22 protein-coding genes are annotated in these 20,671 nt (G+C 66.3%); 13 read left to right on the top strand and 9 right to left on the bottom strand.

The window, feature by feature from the left end; all coding sequences use genetic code 11:
• The first annotated feature begins 38 nt into the window (after window positions 1-38).
• From BM002_RS04715 to BM002_RS04705, 3 genes are all read left to right on the top strand, one after another.
• Complete coding sequence (locus BM002_RS04715; protein WP_175484800.1) at window positions 39-587, top strand: sigma factor; 549 nt, start codon at window positions 39-41, stop codon at window positions 585-587.
• Window positions 584-943: a hypothetical protein gene (locus tag BM002_RS04710; RefSeq protein ID WP_092777774.1), complete on the top strand. Its 360-nt coding sequence runs from the start codon at window positions 584-586 to the stop codon at window positions 941-943. Before BM002_RS04715 ends, BM002_RS04710 begins: the two co-directional genes overlap by 4 nt.
• Window positions 944-1,015: 72 nt before the next feature.
• Window positions 1,016-2,188 (top strand): DUF2235 domain-containing protein, encoded by a 1,173-nt coding sequence (locus BM002_RS04705; protein ID WP_175484799.1) that lies wholly within the window; start codon window positions 1,016-1,018, stop codon window positions 2,186-2,188.
• Window positions 2,189-2,197: 9 nt separating this feature from the next.
• Here the strand turns inward: BM002_RS04705 and BM002_RS04700 are convergent, their stop codons facing one another.
• Complete coding sequence (locus BM002_RS04700; RefSeq protein ID WP_092777770.1) at window positions 2,198-2,812, bottom strand: J domain-containing protein; 615 nt, start codon at window positions 2,810-2,812, stop codon at window positions 2,198-2,200.
• A gap of 75 nt (window positions 2,813-2,887) precedes the next feature.
• Between BM002_RS04700 and BM002_RS04695 the strand changes: the two genes are divergently transcribed.
• Window positions 2,888-3,148 carry a BolA family protein gene (locus BM002_RS04695; RefSeq protein ID WP_092777768.1) on the top strand — a complete coding sequence of 87 codons (261 nt, stop codon included), beginning with the start codon at window positions 2,888-2,890 and terminating at the stop codon, window positions 3,146-3,148.
• 2 nt (window positions 3,149-3,150) lie between these two features.
• Here BM002_RS04695 and BM002_RS04690 read toward each other — a convergent pair whose 3' ends face one another.
• The 4 genes from BM002_RS04690 to gatB all read right to left on the bottom strand — a co-directional run bounded on the left by BM002_RS04690 (window position 3,151) and on the right by gatB (window position 8,072).
• Window positions 3,151-3,576 carry a DUF4177 domain-containing protein gene (locus tag BM002_RS04690; RefSeq protein WP_092777766.1) on the bottom strand — a complete coding sequence of 142 codons (426 nt, stop codon included), beginning with the start codon at window positions 3,574-3,576 and terminating at the stop codon, window positions 3,151-3,153.
• Between the two features lie 142 nt (window positions 3,577-3,718).
• Entirely contained in the window at window positions 3,719-4,111 is a 393-nt protein-coding gene (locus BM002_RS04685; RefSeq protein ID WP_092777764.1) for a DOMON domain-containing protein, read from the bottom strand.
• A 225-nt stretch (window positions 4,112-4,336) separates the two neighbouring features.
• Entirely contained in the window at window positions 4,337-6,412 is a 2,076-nt protein-coding gene (locus tag BM002_RS04680; RefSeq protein WP_092777762.1) for a tetratricopeptide repeat protein, read from the bottom strand.
• Window positions 6,413-6,557: 145 nt separating this feature from the next.
• Window positions 6,558-8,072 carry an Asp-tRNA(Asn)/Glu-tRNA(Gln) amidotransferase subunit GatB gene (gene gatB, locus BM002_RS04675; protein WP_092777760.1) on the bottom strand — a complete coding sequence of 505 codons (1,515 nt, stop codon included), beginning with the start codon at window positions 8,070-8,072 and terminating at the stop codon, window positions 6,558-6,560.
• A gap of 260 nt (window positions 8,073-8,332) precedes the next feature.
• Between gatB and BM002_RS04670 the strand changes: the two genes are divergently transcribed.
• From BM002_RS04670 to BM002_RS04650, 5 genes are all read left to right on the top strand, one after another.
• A complete protein-coding gene (locus BM002_RS04670) occupies window positions 8,333-8,539 on the top strand; it encodes a hypothetical protein (RefSeq protein WP_245749123.1) in 207 nt (68 codons plus the stop codon).
• Window positions 8,540-8,659: 120 nt separating this feature from the next.
• Entirely contained in the window at window positions 8,660-9,604 is a 945-nt protein-coding gene (locus BM002_RS04665) for a LysR family transcriptional regulator (protein ID WP_092777756.1), read from the top strand.
• A 125-nt stretch (window positions 9,605-9,729) separates the two neighbouring features.
• Window positions 9,730-10,551, top strand: coding sequence for a DUF481 domain-containing protein (locus BM002_RS04660; protein ID WP_245749122.1), 822 nt, complete (start codon window positions 9,730-9,732; stop codon window positions 10,549-10,551).
• Window positions 10,552-10,957: 406 nt separating this feature from the next.
• On the top strand, window positions 10,958-11,809 hold the full coding sequence (locus tag BM002_RS04655; RefSeq protein WP_092777751.1) for a transglycosylase SLT domain-containing protein: 852 nt from the start codon (window positions 10,958-10,960) through the stop codon (window positions 11,807-11,809).
• Between the two features lie 105 nt (window positions 11,810-11,914).
• Window positions 11,915-12,973: an acyltransferase family protein gene (locus BM002_RS04650; protein ID WP_092777749.1), complete on the top strand. Its 1,059-nt coding sequence runs from the start codon at window positions 11,915-11,917 to the stop codon at window positions 12,971-12,973.
• Here BM002_RS04650 and BM002_RS04645 read toward each other — a convergent pair.
• Together BM002_RS04645 and BM002_RS04640 are read right to left on the bottom strand one after the other, a co-directional pair.
• A complete protein-coding gene (locus BM002_RS04645) occupies window positions 12,942-13,868 on the bottom strand; it encodes an AEC family transporter (RefSeq protein WP_092777747.1) in 927 nt (308 codons plus the stop codon). The genes BM002_RS04650 and BM002_RS04645 overlap by 32 nt on opposite strands.
• A gap of 63 nt (window positions 13,869-13,931) precedes the next feature.
• Window positions 13,932-14,732: an MBL fold metallo-hydrolase gene (locus BM002_RS04640; protein WP_092777745.1), complete on the bottom strand. Its 801-nt coding sequence runs from the start codon at window positions 14,730-14,732 to the stop codon at window positions 13,932-13,934.
• Between the two features lie 187 nt (window positions 14,733-14,919).
• Here BM002_RS04640 and BM002_RS04635 point away from each other — a divergent pair, with 187 nt between their 5' ends.
• Entirely contained in the window at window positions 14,920-15,492 is a 573-nt protein-coding gene (locus tag BM002_RS04635; RefSeq protein ID WP_092777743.1) for a hypothetical protein, read from the top strand.
• 9 nt (window positions 15,493-15,501) lie between these two features.
• Here the strand turns inward: BM002_RS04635 and BM002_RS04630 are convergent, their stop codons facing one another.
• Window positions 15,502-17,283, bottom strand: a complete 1,782-nt coding sequence (locus BM002_RS04630; RefSeq protein WP_092777741.1) for an SLC13 family permease — start codon at window positions 17,281-17,283, stop codon at window positions 15,502-15,504.
• A 163-nt stretch (window positions 17,284-17,446) separates the two neighbouring features.
• Between BM002_RS04630 and BM002_RS04625 the strand changes: the two genes are divergently transcribed.
• The 3 genes from BM002_RS04625 to BM002_RS04615 all read left to right on the top strand — a co-directional run bounded on the left by BM002_RS04625 (window position 17,447) and on the right by BM002_RS04615 (window position 19,738).
• Window positions 17,447-18,142 carry a hypothetical protein gene (locus tag BM002_RS04625; RefSeq protein WP_092777739.1) on the top strand — a complete coding sequence of 232 codons (696 nt, stop codon included), beginning with the start codon at window positions 17,447-17,449 and terminating at the stop codon, window positions 18,140-18,142.
• 98 nt (window positions 18,143-18,240) lie between these two features.
• A complete protein-coding gene (locus tag BM002_RS04620; protein ID WP_092777737.1) occupies window positions 18,241-18,987 on the top strand; it encodes a YebC/PmpR family DNA-binding transcriptional regulator in 747 nt (248 codons plus the stop codon).
• A gap of 76 nt (window positions 18,988-19,063) precedes the next feature.
• On the top strand, window positions 19,064-19,738 hold the full coding sequence (locus BM002_RS04615; RefSeq protein ID WP_245749121.1) for a DUF998 domain-containing protein: 675 nt from the start codon (window positions 19,064-19,066) through the stop codon (window positions 19,736-19,738).
• Here BM002_RS04615 and BM002_RS04610 read toward each other — a convergent pair.
• Window positions 19,735-20,604, bottom strand: coding sequence for an ArgP/LysG family DNA-binding transcriptional regulator (locus BM002_RS04610; RefSeq protein ID WP_092777735.1), 870 nt, complete (start codon window positions 20,602-20,604; stop codon window positions 19,735-19,737). The genes BM002_RS04615 and BM002_RS04610 overlap by 4 nt on opposite strands.
• Window positions 20,605-20,671: the final 67 nt, after the last annotated feature.

Below are 20,671 nucleotides of genomic sequence, written 5' to 3'. Positions count from 1 at the left end.
CGGCTGGACGGACCGCAAATTTCGTGGCAGCCGGAGGCATGGCGACGCAACGGACCCTCGAGACCTGGCTGGTGGAAATAGGTGATGGCGACCGTGCCGCGCTGGCGCGCCTCTATGAGGCGACCGCGCCGCGGCTGTTCGGCGTCTGTCTGCGACTCTTGGGCAATCGGGGCGCGGCCGAGGCGGCGCTTGAGGATATCCTTGTCCGGATCGGGCGCGATCCGGTGCAGTTTCGGGCTGTCGGGCTCGACCCGTTGCTCTGGATGCTGACCGTGGCGCGCAATCATTGCACCGACCTGTTGCGCGGGCGCCGTGCCGCCGCAAGGGCCGGGCGTGCAGAGGCCGATGACGCCCTGTCCAGCCTGCCGCCCGGCCCTGCGGGCAACCGTCTGGCGCGCCACCATGCCGCAGCCATCCTGGACAGTCTGGACGGGCTGGACCCCGTCCACTCCGAAGCCCTGCGCCGCGCCTATCTGGAGGGCGAGACGCTGCGCGAGCTTTCGGCCCGCTTCGATCTGTCGCCGGATGTGTTGGGCGACGGTCTGCGTGACGCGATCCTGTGGCTGCGTGCGGACTTGCACGGATGAGGGAAACCCACGGCCCCGTGCCCGAAGACGAAGATCGCACCACGATCGCCGACGAGGTCATCGCCGCCGAGTTCGTCCTTGGCCTGCTGTCCCCGGCCGAGGCCGCCCTCTTTGCGCGCCGTCTGAAACAGCACCCTGTCCTCGCGACCCTGCATGCCGAATGGGTCGCCGATCTGGTCCCCCTGACGGCGGGCCGCGATGTGGTGCCTCCCGATCACGTCCTGAGCGCCGCCGAAGCCCGGATCTTCCCACGCGACCGTGCCTTTTCACAAAGGGCGGGCTGGCTGCGCTGGACTGCCCTGATCGTCCTGCCGCTCGCCGCCTTCGCCATTTCCCTGGTGCTCTTGCAGCGCTGACCGCGTCGGTTTTCTGTCGGTCTTTGGGGCCTGTTGTGGCAAGCTGCCCCTACGTCAGTCATGGGGGAGCCGATGAAACGTATCGTCATCTTGTGCGACGGAACCTGGAACCGGCCCGAGTCGGACCATCCCACGAATGTGGTGCGCCTGGGTCAGGCGCTGATGCCCGTCGACAGCGACGACATCCCGCAGGTGCCCCTTTATATCGAAGGGGTGGGGACGGGGCGTCGCGGCGTCACGCGGTTTTCGCGGGGCGTCGACCGGGTTCTGGGCGGGGCTCTGGGCCTGGGCCTGATGGACAACATGGTCGAGGCCTATCGCCATCTCGTCTTCCTGCACGAACCGGGGGACGAGGTCTTTGTCTTCGGATTTTCGCGCGGGGCCTTCACGGCCCGCTCCCTTGTCGGGTTCATCCGGTTCAGCGGTCTTCTGGCCCGGTCCGATCTGGCCAGCCTGCCCGAGGCGGTGGCCCGCTACACCGAGCGCCGCTTCGAAACAGCCGAGCGCCGCCAGCGTCGCAATGCCGAATGGCGGGCGATCCATTCGCCGCATCTGATGACCGACCCGGATGACGCCGATGTCTATGCCGAGTTCGGGGCCGACCTGGCCGAGCCGTTTCGCCTGGCCTATCTGGGAGTGTGGGACACGGTGGGGGCCCTGGGCGTGCCGGGCCACCTGACGGCGGCCCCGATCTTCAACAAGCGCTATTCCTTCCACGATACCGACCTCAGCCCGATGGTCCGCGCCGCGCGCCATGCCGTCGCCCTGGACGAGCGGCGCAAGGCGTTCCGCCCGACACTCTGGACGAACCTTGCCGAACTGAACGCGGGACGGCCCGAACGCCCCTACCGCGAGGAGTATTTCGCGGGCGACCACGGGTCGGTCGGGGGCGGCGGGGATATCACGGGGCTGAGTGCGATGACCCTTGATTGGCTGATGGAGGGGGCGCGCGAGCTTGGCCTGTCCTTCGACGGTCTGGCCGAATCCCGGCTTCGGGCCGAATTCGACCCCATTGCCCCGCTCCACAATCACTCGAAACCTTCGGGCGGGACCTTTGCACAGCTGATGCGCCGCTTCGGCGCCTCGCGCGATCCGGTCCCCGATTTGACAGCTGTCAGCATCCCGGCCCGGACCCGATGGGCCTTCGAGGCCAAGGGCGCGGGCTTCCGCCCCTACCGACCCGACCCCTTGCATGGGCTTCGGGACCAGTTGCAGGATTGGAAGGACCGCAGCGGCGATGCCTGAGCGGCGGGCCTACTTGAAGTTCCGGCTGTCCTTCAGCTGATCCCAGGCCCAGACGACTTCGCTCAGTTGCTCTTCCTGGCTGCGGTCGCCGCCGTTCATGTCGGGATGCAGCACCTTGATGAGCGATTTGTATGACTTGCGGATCGCCGCCTTGTCCCAATCGTCCTTGGCCTCGAGGATATCCAGCGCCTTGCGTTCGGTCGGGGGCAGCTTGCGCCCGATTACGCCGCGACCCGGATTGCGGGTGGCATTGCCGCCCAGAACCTGATGGGCATCCTCGACGCCCAGACGGGCCCAGGCGCGTTCCTCGACCGTCTTGCGGAACGGTCGGGTCGGCGACTGGTCCGCCGCTTCCTGTTTGGCTAGTTCCGCCTCGGTCGCGCCGTCGAAAAAGTTCCACTTCAGATTGTATTCGCGCACATGGTCCTTGCAGAACCAGTAGAAGTCATCCTTGGAGTCGCGGCTCTTGGGGGCGCGGTACTTCCCGCCCTCCTGACAGCCTTCGTGTTCGCACAGGCGTGTCGATGTCTCGACCGCGCCCGACATGCCGCGTTTGCCGCGCGGATTGCGCTTCTTGGCGGTGGAAACACGCATGTCGAAATTGAACGGATCACTTTTGGTCATGCGTTGCCCTTCCAGCCTGAGGCGACAGAGTTTAGTCATTGCCACGGCAGAGGGAAGGCCTCGGGAGGAAAAATCATGCAGATGCAGTCAATCCTGGAAGATCGTCTGAAGAAGGCCTTGAATCCCAGTCACTTGGAGGTTCGCAACGAAAGCGCGAAACATGCCGGTCACGCCGGGGACGACGGCACGGGCGAAAGCCACTGGCATGTCGTCATCGTGTCGGAGCGGTTTGCGGGTCAGTCGCGGCTGGCGCGGCATCGGGCTGTGCATGCGGCCCTGGGCGATGCCATGGGTCGAATCCATGCGCTGTCGATGGAATTGTCCGACGGGGCCTGAGGTTATTCGGCGGCGAGCGGGCGTTTGCGGGCGGTCAGGATGTCGATGACCTGAGCGTCCATCACGTCCTGATCCTCGAATCCCTGCCATTCGGGCAGGGGGGCCGACAGGCGCAGGGGGGCCTTGGGGGCCTCGATGACCTGCTGGATGATCTGCGGGGCGACGGGGGCAGTGGCGCGGCGGAAGACGAGCAGCGCGTGGTAGCGCAATTCCGTCCCGGTCAGCCCGACACGTTCCTCGGACGGCAAGGTGTCGGCCCGCACGAACTCCCACCCCTGGGCGCCCATGTGATTGAAAAGGCGGGACATGGCGAGGGCGAAGCGCGCCTCGCCGGAGCGCACGCCCTTGGCCTTCTCGCCTTTGCGGGGCGCAGGCACGACCCTGTATTCAAAGGTCTGATGCGGCGGAGGGTCAGGCGTCTCGTCCATGATGGGAACAGTCTATCGCGCTGTGGCGGGATTGTCCCTGTGGATAGCGGAAACGCCCTGTTGCCGAGCGGGAAACAGGATTTTGTGGTTTATTCGTGGCGGGCGCGGGGAAATTCCGGGGAGTTTTCCGCGCCCGTGAAGGTCACCAATCGGACGGCAGGTTCACCGTTCCGGGGGCCAGGGTCGGCTCGGTCAGGAGGAGCGGCTTGGCTTCGGGTTTGGGCGTGTTGGGGGCCGCGGCGCGGGGCGCCGGCGCGATCTCGGGCACGGCTTCATAGGTCAGGGGGCGGCGAAAGATCAGAATTGTCTGGCTTTTCTCGGCCGTTCCGGTGACGTCGGTCCAGCTTTCGGTGCTGAAGGTGTCGGAGCGGATATAATCCCATCCGTCTTCGGCCATGATGTTCAGGATCTCCGACAGGGCAAAGGCGAGACGCTCGCCGTCGGTCTTGAGACCGGGACGCCGTTCGGCTTTGGTGGGGGCGGGGACGGCCTCGTATTCGTAGGCCACGTCAGAGGGAAAAGCAGCGTGTTTCATGCCCTCTGTGTCCCGAGTCGAGATGGCCGAAATGTGGACGGGCAGGGACGGGGATGTGTCGGACCTGCGGAATTTTAACTATTCCTGACAGGGTGTGAACAATGGCCCGAAACCGACCGCATTGCCCTTGATTTTATGGTTAAAACGCAGGTCACCCCGCGTACACCCCCTGTACACCCCCCGTACATACTTTCTGACGCCGGGCGGGGGTGAAGGGGGAACAGGTTAACGCGGGGGGAGGGCGTCGAGTCGGGTTTTGATGGCGTCGCGCAGGCGGGTGGCTTCGGTGTGGTTGAAGGACATGTTGACCGGGTCGAAGACGGTGAGCGCGGCCTCCACGGCGGCGAGTGCCTCGGTCAGGTCCGGGCGGGGGTCGGTGGTCGTGTCGTGGTCGGCGCGGGACAGGAGGGCGAGGGCGAGGTTGTGGTGGGTCCCGGCCCAGTCCGCTGGATGGTCCGCGCGCGTGCGGACCTCGAGGGCGGCCCGACAGGCGGTGACGGCCTCGGCCAGCAGGTCCGCGCCTGCTGGGCCTTCGGTGCGGTTGCCTTGGTCACTCAGCGCGTTGGCGAGGTTGTTCTGCGTCTGGGCCCATTGCACGGGATGGTTCGCGCGGGTCCGGACCTCAAGGGCGGCGCGAAAAGCGGCCACGGCTTCAGCCAGCAGCTCCGCGCCTGCGAGCCCGTCGGTGCGGATACCTTGGTTGCGGAGGGAGATGGCGAGATTGTTCTGGGTCATGGCCCATTCCACGGGATGGTCCGTGCGGGTGTAGACCTCCAAGGCGGCGCGACAGGCAGTTACGGCCTCGGCCAGCAGCTTTGCGCCTGCTGGGCCTTCGGTGCGGGTACCTTGGGATTGGAGTGCACCGGCGAGGTTGTTTTGGGTCACGGCCCATTCCACGGGATGGTCCGTGCGGGTGGAGACCTCGAGGGCGGCGCGATAGGCGGTGACGGCGTCTGCAAGCAGCTCCGCGCCTGCGAGCCCGTCGGTGCGGATACCTTGGTTGCGGAGGGAGATGGCGAGGTTGTTTTGGGTCACGGCCCATTCCACGGGATGGTCCATGCGGGTGCAGACATCAAAGCTCGCGCGAAAGGCGGTTACGGCCTCGGCCAGCAGCTTCGCGCCTTCTGGGCCTTCGGTGCGGGTACCTTTGGTCTGGAGGGCATTGGCAAGGTCATTCTGAGCCATTGCCTCGAGATATGGCGTTGGCGCGATGTCGATGCAGCGACGTGCAAGGCCGATGGCGGCGTTGAGCACGAAAGGGACACCGGTTCGCAGCCCCTCGTTGTAGCGTCTAAGCACCTCATGGCGGAGCCGCTTGAACTGATCCTCCCGGGACGGGCCGTCCAATTGAATGCGTCGGAGGGTCCGGTCGGCCAACGCATCGGCGTCGGCCTGATAGATCGCCTGTGCGATGGCCTTGTCGATGATCCGGCTCTGCACGGCCTTGCGTTCTTCGATTTCGGCATCGAGGCGGTTCATTTCCGCGCGCAGCAGATCGTCAGCGGCTGCCATCTGGTCTTGGTCGTTGAGGTCGTCCACCTTGGCGATAACGCTGTCCACGGCTTCCCCCAGATTTGAGGGCAAGGCGTTGCGGGCCTGTTGCCTCGCGGCCGTTTCCAGGGCCAGTTGGAGACCCGCGAGGGCGCTTTCGAAATCCGAGGCGTTTTGGGCATAGTTGCGCGCCAATCCGATCAGCATGCCCTCCTTGATGTGAAGGTCGCGGGCGACCTGTTCCTTTTCCGCGATCAGGCGGTCTATCTTGGCCGTCATGTCGGCCTGAAGCTCCCGAACACGTTGGTTCGTGTCGGTGGTGGTTTCGTCGATCCGGTTGCCGGTTTGCAGGACTTCGGCCCAGAGGGCGGGTTCGATGTCGGCGATGACGTCCCTGTTGCCGAGCATGGCCGTTAGCGTCGGGGTGACGAGATCGCGGAAAAGGTCCGGCATGGGCGCGCGGAGGTGTTCCGGGTCGGTCAGTTTCCCGAGCATGGCGTCGCAGGCCGTCGCCGGATCGAGTTTGGCTTTGGCGAGGGCCGGGGCGTCGGGCAGGGTCGCCTCGACCATTTGCGAGAACAGCGCGGCGGCGTCCGGAGGCGTGTCGGGAAAATCGGCAAAGAGGGTTTCGGCGGCGTGCGTCAGGTCGCCCGCGAGGGCGGTCAGCCTCTTGGGCTTGGCCTTCAGCAGCTTCGTCGCGGCGTCGTAGACGGAATGGCCGGATTTGAGGCCGGGGGCCTCCGCGAAAGCAAGAGCCGCGGCAAGGAGTTTGACCGAAGCGGCCACGAGGGGAACAGAGATTGCGGGCATCGGGCCTTTGGGTCGGGGAGGGTTTCCCCGACCTTAGGGGCGGTCGATGCCGTGGGGCAACGGGTGAATTGTGCGCGGATGGCGGGGTGAACCCCGCCCTACGGGTGGGGCGGACAGGGGCGGCGGGGTGAACGCCGCCCGAAGGTCAGCTTGCCAGTTTCGCCGCCACGATATCGTTGATGGCCTTGGGGTTGCCCTTGCCGCCCATGGCTTTCATCGTCTGGCCCACGAACCAGCCGGCCAGTTTGGGGTTGGCCTTGGCCTTTTCCACCTGGTCGGGGTTGGCGGCGATGATGGCGTCGACGGCGGCCTCGATCGCGGCGGTGTCGGTCACCTGTTTCATGCCGCGCTCCTCGACCAGAACGGCGGGGTCGCCGCCTTCGGCATAGACGATGTCGAACAGGTCCTTGGCGATCTTGCCCGAGATGTCGCCCGCGTCGATCAGGCGGATGATGCCGCCCAGTTGCGCCGGGGAGACGGGGCTGTCGGAGATGTCCTTTTCGTCTTCCTTGAGCTTGCCGAAGAGGTTGTTGATGACCCAGTTGGCCGAGGCCTTGCCGTTGGCGGAGGCGGCGGCCACGGCCTCGAAATAGGTGGCGGCCTCGGTGTCGGCGGTCAGGACCGATGCGTCATAGTCCGACAGGCCGAAGTCGGCGATGAAGCGGGCCTTCTTGGCGTCGGGGAGTTCGGGGAGCGTGGCGGCGATGCCGTCGACCCAGGCCTGCTCGATCTCCAGCGGCAGAAGGTCGGGATCGGGGAAATAGCGGTAGTCATGGGCCTCTTCCTTGGAGCGCATGGAGCGGGTTTCGCCCTTGTCGGGGTCGTAGAGGCGGGTTTCCTGGGTGACGCTGCCGCCGGATTCGAGGATGGCGATCTGGCGGCGGGCCTCGACCTCGATGGCGGCTTGGATGAAGCGCAGGGAGTTCATGTTCTTGATCTCGCAGCGGATGCCGAGATGGCCGAAATCCTGCGTTTCCTGGTATTTCTCGTATTGGCCGGGGCGGCAGACCGAGACGTTGACGTCGGCGCGCAGGTTGCCCGACTGCATGTTGCCGTCGCAGGTGCCGAGGTAGCGCATGATCTGGCGCAGCTTGGTGACGTAAGCGGCGGCTTCTTCGGGGCCGCGGATGTCGGGGCGGGAGACGATCTCCATCAGGGCGACGCCGGTGCGGTTGAGGTCGACGAAGGACATCGACGGGTCCATGTCGTGGATCGACTTGCCCGCGTCCTGTTCTAGGTGGATGCGTTCGATGCGGACCACGCGCGCGGTGCCGTCGCCCAGTTCGACCAGCACCTCGCCCTCGCCCACGATGGGGTGGTAGAGCTGGCTGATCTGGTAGCCCTGCGGCAGGTCAGGATAGAAGTAGTTCTTGCGGTCGAAGGCGGACGTCAGGTGGATTTCGGCGTTGAGGCCGAGGCCGGTGCGCACCGCCTGTTCCACGCAGAATTCGTTGATGACGGGCAGCATCCCGGGCATGCCCGCGTCCACGAAGGCCACGTTGGAATTGGGTTCGGCCCCAAAGGCGGTGGAGGCACCCGAGAAGAGCTTGGCTTTTGAGGCGACCTGGGCGTGGACCTCCATCCCGATGACGAGTTCCCAGTCTTGCTTTTCGCCCGCGATGACGCGCGGTTTCGGGGTGGGTGCGGTCACGTCGAGCATGGGGCCTCCGGGCGTGCAAACGGTGTTGGCCAGCGGTTTACGGCGCGGGCGGGGCGGGGGCAAGCATAGGGTGGCGCAGGGCGGCGGCGTTTTAGATGAGCTATACGCACGTTAAAGCCAATTCCTATTCGTTATGCTTGGGGATGCAGCGCGGGTAATGTCGAGAGGCGATGAAGGGATCCCGCCGGAGCCCCGCGCCGCCGCAAACCCGGGGGCCGTCGCCCCCCGGCGGGTCGACGTGCAACGCGACGCGGACGAAAGTGAGCAACGCCATGAACCTGAATGCAAAAAACGTCGTCGCAGCCCTGATTCTGGCGACATTCGCCCTGGGTGGCTGCTCGGCCGGGCAGGTGATCGACAATACCGTGGACGTGACGGGAACGGTCGTGAAGACGGGCGCCAAGGGCGTCGTGGGTGCCGGCCGATTGGTCGGGCGCGCGGTGTCGGGCGGCGACGACGCGCAATGACATCGGCAGGCACGCCGAAAGACCCATGGCCCAAGGCCGCAGCCCCGCGCTGCGGCCTTTTTCGTTGAGGGGGCGCCCGTTTGTGTTGCCCGGCCCCGCGACCCGGCGCATAGATCCGTCATGGACATCACGCTTATCCGCACATTCCTCGAAGTTTCGGCCACGGGGTCGTTCGTTTCGGCGTCCGCGCGCCTTTTCGTGACGCAATCCGCCGTCAGCCTGCGGGTGCAGCGACTGGAGGAGGCGCTGGGCCATCCGTTGTTCACGCGCTCGAAGGCCGGTGCGGAGTTGACGCCCGCCGGCAAGGAGTTCGAGCGGTATGCGCTGAGCATGGTGAAGATCTGGGCCGAGGCGCGTCAGCAGATCGCCATTCCCGACGGGTTCTCCCGCAGCCTGACCATCGGGGCGCAATACTCGCTCTGGCCGCGCCTGGGATTTCGGTGGATCGACGCCCTGCGCCGCGACGTGCCGGACCTCAGCCTGCATGCCGAGATCGGGATGCCCGACCGCCTGACGCGGTTCCTGGTTGAGGGGGTGGTGCAGACGGCGCTGATGTACACGCCGCAGATGCGTCCGGGTTTGCGGGTGGAAGAACTGCTGGCAGACGAGCTGATCCTGGTGGCGGGATGGGCGCGGCCCGAGATGGCGCAGGTCGCGGCGCGTTACGTCTATGTCGACTGGGGGGCCGAGTTCACGCAGGCCCACGCGATCAAACTGCCGGACTTGTGCAACTCCGGCGTGTCGCTGACGCTGGGCGCGCTGGCGGCGGATTTCATCGCCAACCGGGGGCTGGCCGGCTATGTGCCCGCGCGCTACGCCAAGCGCGCGCTCGATGCCGGGGTCCTGCACTTGGTGGCGGATGCGCCGACGTTCCACTATCCGGCCTGGGTGGTGTGGCGCGAGGACGTGGACGAGACGCTGGCGGCACAGGCGGCGGCCGCGCTGACCACGGTCGTGGCTGAAATAGACCGGTCGCAAAGTGATGTCCTGAGCGAGTTGGCGCTGATCAGCGAGGATCACGAGGTGGAAACCTTTGGATCCAGTCACTTGATCTTTCATAAGTGAAACTCACGCCATACCGCGTTATTTTGAATTTCTCTTTTGGATGATCGCTCCCTATCTGCTGGCTCAGCAGAGATGCTCCCGACCGCGCTTCGTGGACGGAACACCTTATGGGAGAGGAATTCCCCGTGAAAAAGATCATGACCCTGGCCGCCGTTCTGGCCACCACCGTTGCCCTGCCGGTCTTCGCGCAGGACGGTTTGATCGGCATCGACCGCCTTGACGACCGCATCGACGACATCACCGACGACGCCCGCGACGACCTGGCCCGTGGCGACGACAGCGAGCGCTTCAGCCCCAACGGCGTCGTGCAGGGCCTTCGCGGTTCCGCCGCGCTGACCGCGTCCGGCGCGTCGGGCAACACCGATACCGGCGAGTTGTCGTTCGCGGGCCGCCTGACCTATGGCGTCGGCGACTGGAACCACCTGATCGGGTTCGCCGGCGAATACGGCGAAGCCAATGGCGTGCAGAACGAGGAAGAGTTCTTCGCGATCTACGAGGGCAGCCGCTATTTCAACCAGCAGCTCTATGCCTTCGGCACCGGCCGGTTCGAATACGACGGTTTCGATACCAACGAACGTGACGCCTTCCTGGGCGGCGGTCTGGGCTACCGCATCGTGAACACCAGCCAGATGGCCTGGCGCGTTCAGGCGGGCCCCGGTGTTCGCTACATCGAGGACCAGCTCGGCAACGACGAGACGGAAGCCGCCGGGATCGCGTCGTCGCGCTTCTTCTACGGCATCAACGACACCGTCTCGCTGACCAATGACACCGACATCCTGTCGTCTTCGGCCGATACGGTCGTGACCAACGATTTCGGCGTCAACTTCAAGATGTCGGATACGTTCTCGACCCGGATCAGCTATCGGACCGACTATTCGTCCGACCCGCTGCCGGGCCTGCGGTCCACCGACAACACCGTCGGCGTCTCGCTCGTCGTCGGCTTCTGATCCGGACGCATCCAGAGGTCCGCGCGGGCGACGTACCTCGTGTCGCGGGGACCCGGATGCAGGATCGGGGGGGGCAGGGAAACCTGCCCCCCTTATTGTCTCCGACCCCTGTTTTCATTGCACTTTCCGCCGATTTGCGCTCTGACGCTGGCCGAATCCCGCCCATTCCGGGGGGGTGCGGTTTGAGATTTGCGCCCGGTCTGGTACCACGCCGCAGGTTGTGACGCCCGGGCTGCCACCCGGACCGTAAGATGCAACCTACCATTTGTGGGGTTACCGGGGGGACCTGGCCACCACTTATGGCGTTTTTGAAGAGTTCTGCTGAAGACCCCGGGGGGTATGCTAAATGACGAATCGGTTGCTCCGCCGGGCCCGCGCCGCGGCATTGGCCGCGGTTTGCACAGTGATGGGAACGGCGCCAATTCTGGCCGAAACCGCCGCTCCGACCCTGACGACCGTACCCAGTTCGATGACCCTGGAGCAGCCCGCCCCGCTGACCTTTGCGCCCGTCGCATCGGTGCGCCCGACCGCGCGTCCGCGGGTCGAACCGCTGCCCGATCTTCGGTGGGACCACGTTCGCGGATCGACCCGCTGGACCCGCGCTGCGATGCAGGCCCTTGAAAGCCACGGCCAGCGCCTGATCGACACGGAGCCGCGCGACATCGGTGAGTGGTGCCCGGCCTATGTCGGCGGCTCGGACTGGGAGCGTAAGGCGTTCTGGGCCGGCCTTCTGTCGACGCTGGCCAAGCACGAGAGCACCTATCGGCCCAATGCCGTCGGCGGCGGTGGCCTGTGGTACGGTCTGGTCCAGATCCTGCCCGCGACTGCCCGGGGTTATGGCTGCCAGGCGCGCACGGGCGATGCGCTCAAGGACGGGGCGCTCAACATGTCTTGCGCGGTGCGGATCTTGAACGTGACGGTTCCGCGCGACGGTGTCGTGTCACAGGGGATGCGCGGTGTCGCCGCCGACTGGGGGCCGTTCCATTCTGGCCGCAAGCGCGAGGATATGCGCCGATGGGTCCGCAGTCAGCCGTTCTGCAACGGTCTGCACACTTCGATGCGCCCGGTCGCGCGGCCCGAAGGGATGGGTGGCGAGACCTATGCAGAGGATGACGTGTCGGCCGCCCCCGAGGGCGAGATCGTGCCATTGTTCGTGTCTTGGGAACTCGACAAGGATTTTCTGGCGCGCAAGCCGGCCTGGCCCGCGACGGTCGCACGGGTGGACGACGACATGGCCTTTGCCGACATCGACGGCTGAGCGCGGCGGCAACAGGTCACCCGTCCTGCGCCTGCGCCCCCTTGATCGACACGGTCGCGCCTGACATCCGTTCTGGCGGGGGATGCCGATTGAACGGGGCATCTGATGCGACTGGCCGAGGCGTCCGAAGGGCGCGACAACAACCTGAACCTGCTGCGTTTCGTGGCGGCCTTTGCCGTTCTGGTGAGCCATGCCTGGCCGCTGGCGTCGGGGCGCGGCACGATGGAGCCGCTCGAAGGTCTGATCGGGCACAGTCTGGGCGCGGTTGCGGTCACCGTGTTTTTCGTGGCCTCGGGGTTCCTGATCACCGGCAGTTGGGTGCGCAGGCCGCAGGTGGCCGATTTTGTCGCCGCGCGCGTGCTGCGCCTGTTTCCGGCACTTCTGGTCGTGTTGCTGGCCACGGTGGTGATCCTCGGGCCTTGGCTGACCGACCTGTCGCCCCGCGCCTACGTGGCGGACCCTCTGACCTGGACCTATCTGCCGCGCAACCTGTCTCTGGCCCTTCTGCAATATGACCTGCCGGGCGTGTTCCGGACCGCGCCCTATCCCGAGGCGATCAACGGCTCGCTCTGGACCCTGTTTCACGAGGCGGCCTGTTATGCGCTGGTCCTTGCCCTCGGGGTCGCGGGGTGGATCACGGGGCGGATGGGGGCGGTCTTTGCCGCCTACGCGGTGTTCTATCTGGGCGGTGCAGCGGTCGGATTTGACGGCAGGCTTGGCCTGTTTCACGGGCTGTCGCTGCCCTTTGTCCTGGGCATGGCCGGGTGGGTCTGGCGTGACCGGATCGTGCTGATCTGGCCGGTCGGGCTGGCCTTGCTGGCTTTGGCGCTGGTGTCGCGCGACATGCCCTGGGCGGCCGAGATGCTCGTGCTGGCGCTGGCCTATTGGACGGCCCTTCTGGCCTATCGACCGGGCGGGATGCTGCGCCGGTGGAACCGGATGGGCGACTATTCCTATGGCATCTATATCTGGGCATTTCCGGTGCAGCAGGTCGTGGTCCACGCCTTCGGCCCGATGACACCCCTGGCCAATATCGCGCTGTCGGCGGGGCCGGTCCTGATCCTGGCGGTCCTGTCCTGGCATCTGGTGGAGCGGCCCGCTCTGGCTGCGCGCCCCCGGCTGGTCGCACGGCTCAGAGCAACAGAAGCCAGCCCGATACGGTGAAGACCGAGGCCGCCGTGCCGATCAGGACGGAGGAGGCGCTGATCCGCACCGCCTTGCCGTGCATCGCCGCGAAAAGATACGAGTTCACCCCCGGCGCCATGGCCGCGGTCAGGACGGCGGCGCGGAACGGGCCTTCCTCCAGTCCCAGCAGGCGGCCCATGCCCCAGGTCCAGGCCGGATGCAGGATGAGCGCGATGGCGCAGCACAGGAAGATGCCGCGCGCGTCGCCCTCGGGCTTGTATTGCACCAGAACGCCGCCCAGACCGAACAGCGCCGCAGGCAGGGCCGCGCTGGCGATCAGGCGGATCGCCTCGTCCGCCGGGCCGGGCAGGGGCAGGCCCGACAGGTTGACCGCGATCCCCGCCGCCACGCCAAGCATCAGCGAATTGCGCGACATCGACCGGGCGACCGTGGTCACGCCCCGCAGGAACCCGCCGCCGCCCGCGCGCACCAGCTCCATCGCCGTGATCCCGGTCAGATAGCAGAAGGCCGCATTCAGCGCGATGATCGCATAGTTCGGAGTCAGGGAGTCGGCCCCGAAGGCCCGCTCCGCAATCGGCAGGCCCAGAAGCACGGTGTTGGCGAACATGGCGGCAAAGCCCACGGCCACCGCGTCTTCGGCCCCGCGTCTGAGCCAGAAGAGCGTGCCCAGGATGCCCGCCACGAAACAGGCCATCGCACCCGAATAATACGACACCAGCAGCCGCCAGTCGAACCCCTGCGCCAGATCCAGCGTCGAGACGGCGAGGAACAGAAGGCAGGGGATGGCAAAGCGTTGCGTGAAGACCATCAGGCCATCGACCTGCCCCTGGCTGAAGAGCCCCCGCCAGACGGCCAGATAGCCCGCCCCGATAATGAGGAAGACGGGAACGGTGACCGCCAGAACGTCTAGCATCCCTGTGCCCTTCTTCTCGGCTCAAATATCCCGGGGGGTCTGGGGGGCTGGCCCCCCACGCCCTCAGTCATCGGCAAGCTCGATCACCATGCCGTCCCAGGCGGGGGTGACGTGGTCCGGCGTCTCGGCGTTCACCGTCTCCCAATCGAGGTCGACGTGCATGTTGGTCAGGACCCCGCGCTCGGGCGTCATCCGTTCGAACCAGGCCAGCGCCTCGGGCAGCGACAGGTGCGAGGGGTGGGGCGTGCGGCGCAGCGCGTCGAGGATCCAGACCTTCAACCCGGAAATCAGCCATTCGGATTCGGGCGGGATGGTGTTGATGTCGGGCATGTAGACCAGATCGCCGATGCGCAGACCAAGCGCGTCCATGTCGCCGTGTCCGACCGGAACCGGGTTGAAGGTGATTGCGCCACCCGCCCCGGTGATCGTCGCGGGCCCGTCCAGCGGGTTGCGGTTCAGAATGGGCGGATAGGACGATCCCTCGGGCGTCTCGAAGACATAGCCGAAGCGCGCGTCCAGGGCCGCCTGTGTCGGCCCGTCGGCCCAGACATCGAGGCGCGCGCGCTGGTTGAAGACGATCATCCGCAGGTCGTCGATGCCGTGGACGTGGTCGGCGTGGGCATGGGTCCAGACAACGCCGTCCAGATTGCCGACACCCGCGTCCAGCAATTGCTCGCGCAGGTCGGGCGAGGTGTCGACCAGAACCCGCGTGGTGCCCGCCTCCACCACCCGCTCCACCAGCAGAGAGCAGCGGCGGCGTCGGTTCCTGGGGTTCGACGGGTCGCAATCGCCCCAATGGCCGCCCAGGCGGGGCACACCGCCGGAGGAGCCGCAGCCGAGGATGGTAAACCGCAATACGCCCATGCCGCCTTCATGCGCGGGCCGGGCGGCGGGGGCAAGGGCGGTCGGGGGCCAAGTTGACTTCCGCCCCGCTGACGGTACCGCTTGGGCTGGCGGGATCGTGCAAGGGGTAATCGGAATGGTGCGCAACGGGGATGTTTGGGTCAGTGATGTTTTTTCGTCAGTCATCCGGTACGAGTTTCAAACAGAAATGTTCGACACCGAGCCCCAGACGATGCTGAAGCTGATCGACGATCTGCGAAACGGGACGGATGTTGAATCCGATCCGTTTCCGCCGGAAATGCAAAGCAACTCGCCCAAGCAAGATCGAAAGAAGCTGCCGCATATGTTTCGAGCGAACAGTTTGGATGCGGTCTCTGCCGAGGTGGCGGAGGTCTTGCGACATCATGACATCGGACGGACGAAGCTCTATCCCGCGCGCTTGCTGAAGAAGAACGGAGACCTTCACGAAGGTGAGTTCTTTTTCCTGAACATTCGTGAGTTGAAGCGGGGGTTTGACCCGGAGCATTCCACCAACGTACGGCCGGGGCCCAATCCGAACGCTGGGGATAGGGGTATGATGCCCTTCATCCTCGATCACGACCAAGTTGCCGTCACGTCCGACGTACTGGAAGGTCCCGACCTTTGGCTGGACCCGACCCTTTTCCGATCACTTTTCTTCAAAGGCGCGTTGGCCAAAGAGCTGATCGCCAAGAAACTGATCCCCGGCACGGGTACCGAAAGCCGCGCCATCGCGCGCTGCGTCGTCGTGCCGCCCGCCTGACCGGCCTGCCTACAGCGGCCAGAAGAACAGGATCGCGGGCACGCCCGTCGCGATCACGATGATCTCCAGCGGCAGGCCCATGCGCCAGTAGTCTCCGAATTTGTAGCCTCCGGGGCCGAGGATCAGGGTGTTGTTCTTGTGCCCGATGGGGGTGAGGAAGGCGCAGCTGGCGGCGACGGCGACGGCCATCAGGAAAGGGTCGGGGTTCACGTTCAGGGTCAGGGCCATCTGGATGCCCACGGGGGCCGCGACGATGGCCGTGGCCGTGTTGTTGAGAACATCCGACAGGGTCATCGTCACCACCATCAGCACCAGCAGCGCGACCCAGGCCGGTTGCCCCGCCGTGAGATCGGTCAGCGCCCCCGCGATGAGCTGCGTGCCGCCCGACGTCTCGAGGGCTGCGCCAAGCGGGATCATGGAGCCGAGGAGGACGACAACGGGCCATTCGATGTGGGTATAGAGTTCCTGCAGCGGGACGATCTTGGTCAGAACATATCCCACAACCACCACGCCCAGGGCCACGGTCAGATCGATGAGGCCGAGGCTCGCCAGGATGACCGCCCCGGCGAAAAGGCCCGCGGCGGGCAGGATCTTCTTGTTCTCGGTCACCGCAAGGCCGCGGTCGGCCAGGGGCAGCACGCCGAGCCAGGACACCAGATCCTCGACCGTTTCGGTGGGGGCGAGCAGCAGCAGGATGTCCCCGGTCTTGACGGTTTCGCGGCGCAGGCGGTTGGTGATGCGCGTGCCTTTGCGCGAGATGCCCATCAGCACCGTGCGCATCCGCCAGGCCATGCCGATGGATTGGGACGTGCGACCGGTGATGCGGCTGTTTTCGGGCACGACGACCTCGACCAGCGACAGGCCCTGTTCGGCGGCCTCCAGAAGGGTCATGCGGCGGTTGTCGGAGAACTCGAAGGCTTCGCTCGCGCGGAATTCGTCAAGGGCGTCCGGCTCGGCCTCGAGGAGGATGGTGTCGCCCGCCTCGAGGTCGATATGGCGCGCGCTGCCGAACATGCGGCGGCCGTCGCGGATCAGGCCGATGACGTTGACGCCGGTCTCGTCTGCGCTGTCGTAGAGGGCGTTGACCTTCGTTCCGATGCGCTTGTTCCCCTCGGGGACGGTCAGTTCGGCCACGTAATATGTCACCTCCCCCTCGGGCGAGCCGCCCTGCGTGTCGCCGCCCACGCCGGGGATCAGGCGCCAGCCGACCACTGCCACAAAGAGAAGGCCGACGAGGGCCACGACAAGGCCGACGGGCGCGAAGTCGAACATGGAGAACGATTCGCCCAGTTGGTCCCGCCGGATGCCCGCGATGATGATGTTGGGGGGCGTGCCGATCAGGGTGATCATGCCGCCCAGGATCGTCGCGAAGGACAGCGGCATCAGCGTCGCGCCGGGCAGGCGCCCCGCCTTTCGCGCCGTCGCGATATCCACCGGCATCAGCAGGGCGAGGGCCGCGACGTTGTTCATGAAGGCCGACAGGATCGCGCCGATGCCGCCCATGATCGCGATATGGCCAAAGAGCGCGCGGCTGCTGTCGACCAGCGTCCGGGTGATCAGAAGGACCGCCCCCGACCGCACGAGGCCCGCCGACACCACGAGGACGAGCGCCACCACCAACGTGGCGGGGTGGCCGAAGCCCGAGAAGGCGTCTTCCTTGGGGATGACGCCCAGGATCACGCCCAGAAGCAGGGCCGAGAAGGCGACGATGTCATAGCGGAACCGTCCCCACAGCAGCATGACGAAGACGCCGCCGAACAGCGAGAACAGGATGATCTGGTCGGTGGTCATGGCGGCTCCGATGTCGCGTGGTGCGGTTCGGTCTATGCCGACGGGGGGCAACGCGCAAACGGGTGTTTTGGTTGCCGATCTTCGGTCGAAGGGCGTCCGTGGCTGCGGCGTGCCGCGCGCGGGGCCACAATTTCGTCCAACGGGTCGCCTAGCTTGCCCCGTCATGACGGCTAGATCGCCCCACACCCAGACCGACGCAAAGACGCTGCCGCAGGCGATCCGCCCCGCGGTCCGGCGCCGCAATAGTCGGGCCGTTGCGCTGGCGGTCAGCCTCTTGGTGCCCTGTGCCGGTCTGGCCCAGGGCGGCCTCACCCCGCCGGCCGAGGTGACGCCCGAGATCATCGCCCTCCGGGGCTGTGTCGAAGGGGTGAGCCATCCTTCGGGGCAGCCCCTTTCGGTCGAGGATCAGGGCGCGGCCTGCGACGATCATGTGGCCCTTGCCGAGGACGCGATCGGCGCGATCTTTTTTCGCGGGCTGCATTTCTTCGACCACGGCATTACCGACGCGCACCGGGCGCAGGCCTTTGACGACTTCAGCCGGGTGATCGATGCGGGCGGCGATGTGCCCTCTGCGGCCTATGCCAATCGCGCCTGGCTTCACGTCCGTCATCTGGGCGACGCGGATGCCGCACTGGCCGACATCGACAACGCCATCGCACTTGCGGCGGAAACCCCGCGCAGCGGACATTTCGAACGGCGCGCCTATATCCTGACGGCAAAGGCGCAGCGCGACAACGAGCCCGCCCTGATCGGCCTGGCTCTGGATGACCTCGACCGGGCGCTGGCCTTGCGGCCCGACAGCCGGACCGCCCTGAGGATGCGCGACGCCCTGACCGGCTATCTGCGCGACCTGCGCTAGCCGTCCCGGCTGCCGATCCCGGGCCCTGCGCCGGGATTGCGGAGACCGCTGAGAGGGCGCTATACGGCGCGCACAACCGACAGGACGGAGACGAACCCATGGCAGGCCATTCCAAATGGGCGAACATTCAGCACCGCAAGGGGCGGCAGGACAAGATCCGGGCCAAGCTGTTCTCCAAGATGGCAAAGGAAATCACCGTCGCCGCCAAGATGGGCGACCCTGATCCCGACAAGAACCCGCGCCTGCGCCTCGCTGTGAAGGAGGCCAAGTCCTCCTCGGTCCCGAAGGACGTGATCCAGCGCGCCATCGACAAGGCGTCTGGCGGCGATACCGAGAATTACGACGAGATCCGCTACGAAGGTTACGGCCCCGGCGGCGTCGCCGTCATCGTCGAGGCGATGACGGACAACCGCAACCGCACCGCTTCGACCGTGCGTTCGACGTTTTCGAAGAACGGCGGAAATCTGGGTGAGACCGGGTCCGTCGGCTTCATGTTCGACCGCAAGGGGCAGGTGGTCTATCCCGCCTCGGCCGGGGATGCCGACACCGTCTTCGAAGCTGCGATCGAGGCGGGGGCCGAGGACGTGGAATCCGACGAGGAGTCGCATGTGATCTGGTGCGCCGACACCGACCTTTCCGCCGTTTCGAACGCACTGGAAGAGTCCTTGGGCGAAAGCGACTCGACCAAGCTGGTCTGGCGGCCGACGACCACGACCGAGCTGGATCTGGAGGGGATGCAGTCCCTGATGAAGCTGCTCGATGCGTTGGAAGACGATGACGACATCCAGAGCGTCACAGCCAACTTCGAGGCTAGCGACGAGGTCATGGCCCAACTGGGCGAGTGACGGTCGGGGGGCAGGGCGCGGGGGAACCCGCGCGACGACCGACGGGTTGGGACCGGGTAACAACACCGAAGGTCCCATGCCCGAAACCGTCCACGACATACCTGCCGACCCCGGTGACCCGCTACCGGAACACCCCCACATCCTGACCGGGCTGGCCTGGATCGCGCTGGCGGGCCCGGTCATTTTCACCATCGCCATCCTGATCGCCGATGTCGTCGTCCCCGACCACGACTGGATTTCCGACACGATCAGCGATCTAGGCGCGGGCCGCTACGAATTCATCGTGGATATCGGGATCTATGCCTATGCCGCGTCGCTGATCGCCCTGTCGGTCGGGTCGGCCCATGCGCATCTGGGCGGGCGGGGGTGGACCGTGGGCATCTTTGGCCTGATCGCGACCGGCCTGGTGGTCTTCCTGATCGGGGCGCGCAACGAATACGGCGATGGCGATAGCGACGGTTGGGTCATCCATTCCTATCTGGTCTGGGGCCTTGGGCTGGCCTTCGCCGTCATCCCCTGGTCGATGTCGGCGGGCATGGGGACCATCCGGCCGGTGCTGCGCAAGATCGCGCGCGGGGTCACGGTGGTCTGGATCCCGTTCTCGCCGGTGTTCTTCCTGATGGGGACCGAGTTCGACGGCCTTTACGAGCGGGGCCTCGGCCTCATCACCTTCGTCTTCACCTATGCACTGGCCTTCGCCCTTCTGGGGCGGTCGCGGGCGTTGGCGCGTCGACTGGCCGAGGGGAACTAGATCAACGCGCGGCGGGCCGCTTGCCGGATGGCGCGGGTGACGGGGGCCAGCACCGACTGCATGGTGCGGCTGACTTGCCAGTGGAGCAGGGTGTCGAGCGATGTGTCCGGGATCAATTCCCGCAATCGCCCCGCCGCAAGATCCTCCGCGATCAGCGTCTCGGGGTTCAGGCCCCACCCCAACCCTTCCCGCGTTGCCTGGACGAAGGGGCCGGGCGCGGCCAGGTGGTGCGCGGGCGGGTCGATGGCCTGCCCGGTTTCGCGCTCGATCCACCGCGTCTGAAGCGTGTCGAGGCCGGTGAACCGCAGGGTCGGCGCGCGGGCGAGGCTGTCCGCCGTCACCCCTTCCGCAAAGTGTTCCGCATGAAAGGCGGGCGTGCAGCAAGCCCGGTAGCGCAGCGCGCCCAGGGCATGGACATCGCACCCCGGCAGGGCGCGCCCCTCGGCGGTAATGGCGGCGCTGACTTCGCCCCGGCGGAGGGCCGCGGCGCTGTGATCCTGATCGACAATGCGGATGTCAAAGCGGAACCCCGGGCAGGCGGCGAGCGGCGGGATGGCCCAGACCTCCAGACTGTCGGCGTTGATCGCCACGGCCACCGGGCGCGGCCCGCCGTCGCGGCCCAGATCGGCGGCAAGGTCGGCCTGCAACGCCGCCACGTCCCGCGCATGCCGCAGCAGCCGCTGGCCCAGATCGGTCGGGCGCGCGGGTTGCAGTTGGGCAAAGATCGGACCGCCCGCCGCCTCGGAAAGGGCGCGCATCCGCTGGCTCACGGCCGGGGGCGTCACACCCAGACGCGCGGCGGCCAGATCGAAGCTGCCGGTGTCGGTGACGGCGATGAGGGTCTGAAGATGGGCGGGCACAAACATAAGGATCACTTATCCAAGGGCAGAAATCCTAAGTTGCCCTTTCCGCCCGTCCCGGTCCATCCCCCGC

Origin of the sequence: Jannaschia pohangensis, from assembly GCF_900113875.1 — a bacterium.
Lineage (GTDB): Bacteria > Pseudomonadota > Alphaproteobacteria > Rhodobacterales > Rhodobacteraceae > Jannaschia > Jannaschia pohangensis.
The sequence above is the reverse complement of the archived record's forward strand: the minus strand, read 5'-3'. Positions and strand labels throughout refer to the sequence as shown.

Excerpts from the sequence above, each read along its gene's own strand:
- BM002_RS04650 (WP_092777749.1), top strand. The coding sequence starts at position 11,915 with ATGCGACTGGCCGAGGCGTCCGAAGGGCGCGACAACAACCTGAACCTG.
- BM002_RS04645 (WP_092777747.1), bottom strand. The coding sequence starts at position 13,868 with ATGCTAGACGTTCTGGCGGTCACCGTTCCCGTCTTCCTCATTATCGGG.
- BM002_RS04640 (WP_092777745.1), bottom strand. The coding sequence starts at position 14,732 with ATGGGCGTATTGCGGTTTACCATCCTCGGCTGCGGCTCCTCCGGCGGT.
- BM002_RS04630 (WP_092777741.1), bottom strand. The coding sequence starts at position 17,283 with ATGACCACCGACCAGATCATCCTGTTCTCGCTGTTCGGCGGCGTCTTC.
- BM002_RS04685 (WP_092777764.1), bottom strand. The coding sequence starts at position 4,111 with ATGAAACACGCTGCTTTTCCCTCTGACGTGGCCTACGAATACGAGGCC.
- BM002_RS04705 (WP_175484799.1), top strand. The coding sequence starts at position 1,016 with ATGAAACGTATCGTCATCTTGTGCGACGGAACCTGGAACCGGCCCGAG.
- BM002_RS04665 (WP_092777756.1), top strand. The coding sequence starts at position 8,660 with ATGGACATCACGCTTATCCGCACATTCCTCGAAGTTTCGGCCACGGGG.
- BM002_RS04620 (WP_092777737.1), top strand. The coding sequence starts at position 18,241 with ATGGCAGGCCATTCCAAATGGGCGAACATTCAGCACCGCAAGGGGCGG.
- BM002_RS04695 (WP_092777768.1), top strand. The coding sequence starts at position 2,888 with ATGCAGATGCAGTCAATCCTGGAAGATCGTCTGAAGAAGGCCTTGAAT.
- BM002_RS04700 (WP_092777770.1), bottom strand. The coding sequence starts at position 2,812 with ATGACCAAAAGTGATCCGTTCAATTTCGACATGCGTGTTTCCACCGCC.
- BM002_RS04610 (WP_092777735.1), bottom strand. The coding sequence starts at position 20,604 with ATGTTTGTGCCCGCCCATCTTCAGACCCTCATCGCCGTCACCGACACC.
- BM002_RS04655 (WP_092777751.1), top strand. The coding sequence starts at position 10,958 with ATGGGAACGGCGCCAATTCTGGCCGAAACCGCCGCTCCGACCCTGACG.
- BM002_RS04635 (WP_092777743.1), top strand. The coding sequence starts at position 14,920 with ATGTTCGACACCGAGCCCCAGACGATGCTGAAGCTGATCGACGATCTG.
- BM002_RS04615 (WP_245749121.1), top strand. The coding sequence starts at position 19,064 with ATGCCCGAAACCGTCCACGACATACCTGCCGACCCCGGTGACCCGCTA.
- BM002_RS04680 (WP_092777762.1), bottom strand. The coding sequence starts at position 6,412 with ATGCCCGCAATCTCTGTTCCCCTCGTGGCCGCTTCGGTCAAACTCCTT.
- BM002_RS04715 (WP_175484800.1), top strand. The coding sequence starts at position 39 with ATGGCGACGCAACGGACCCTCGAGACCTGGCTGGTGGAAATAGGTGAT.
- BM002_RS04625 (WP_092777739.1), top strand. The coding sequence starts at position 17,447 with ATGACGGCTAGATCGCCCCACACCCAGACCGACGCAAAGACGCTGCCG.
- gatB (WP_092777760.1), bottom strand. The coding sequence starts at position 8,072 with ATGCTCGACGTGACCGCACCCACCCCGAAACCGCGCGTCATCGCGGGC.
- BM002_RS04710 (WP_092777774.1), top strand. The coding sequence starts at position 584 with ATGAGGGAAACCCACGGCCCCGTGCCCGAAGACGAAGATCGCACCACG.
- BM002_RS04690 (WP_092777766.1), bottom strand. The coding sequence starts at position 3,576 with ATGGACGAGACGCCTGACCCTCCGCCGCATCAGACCTTTGAATACAGG.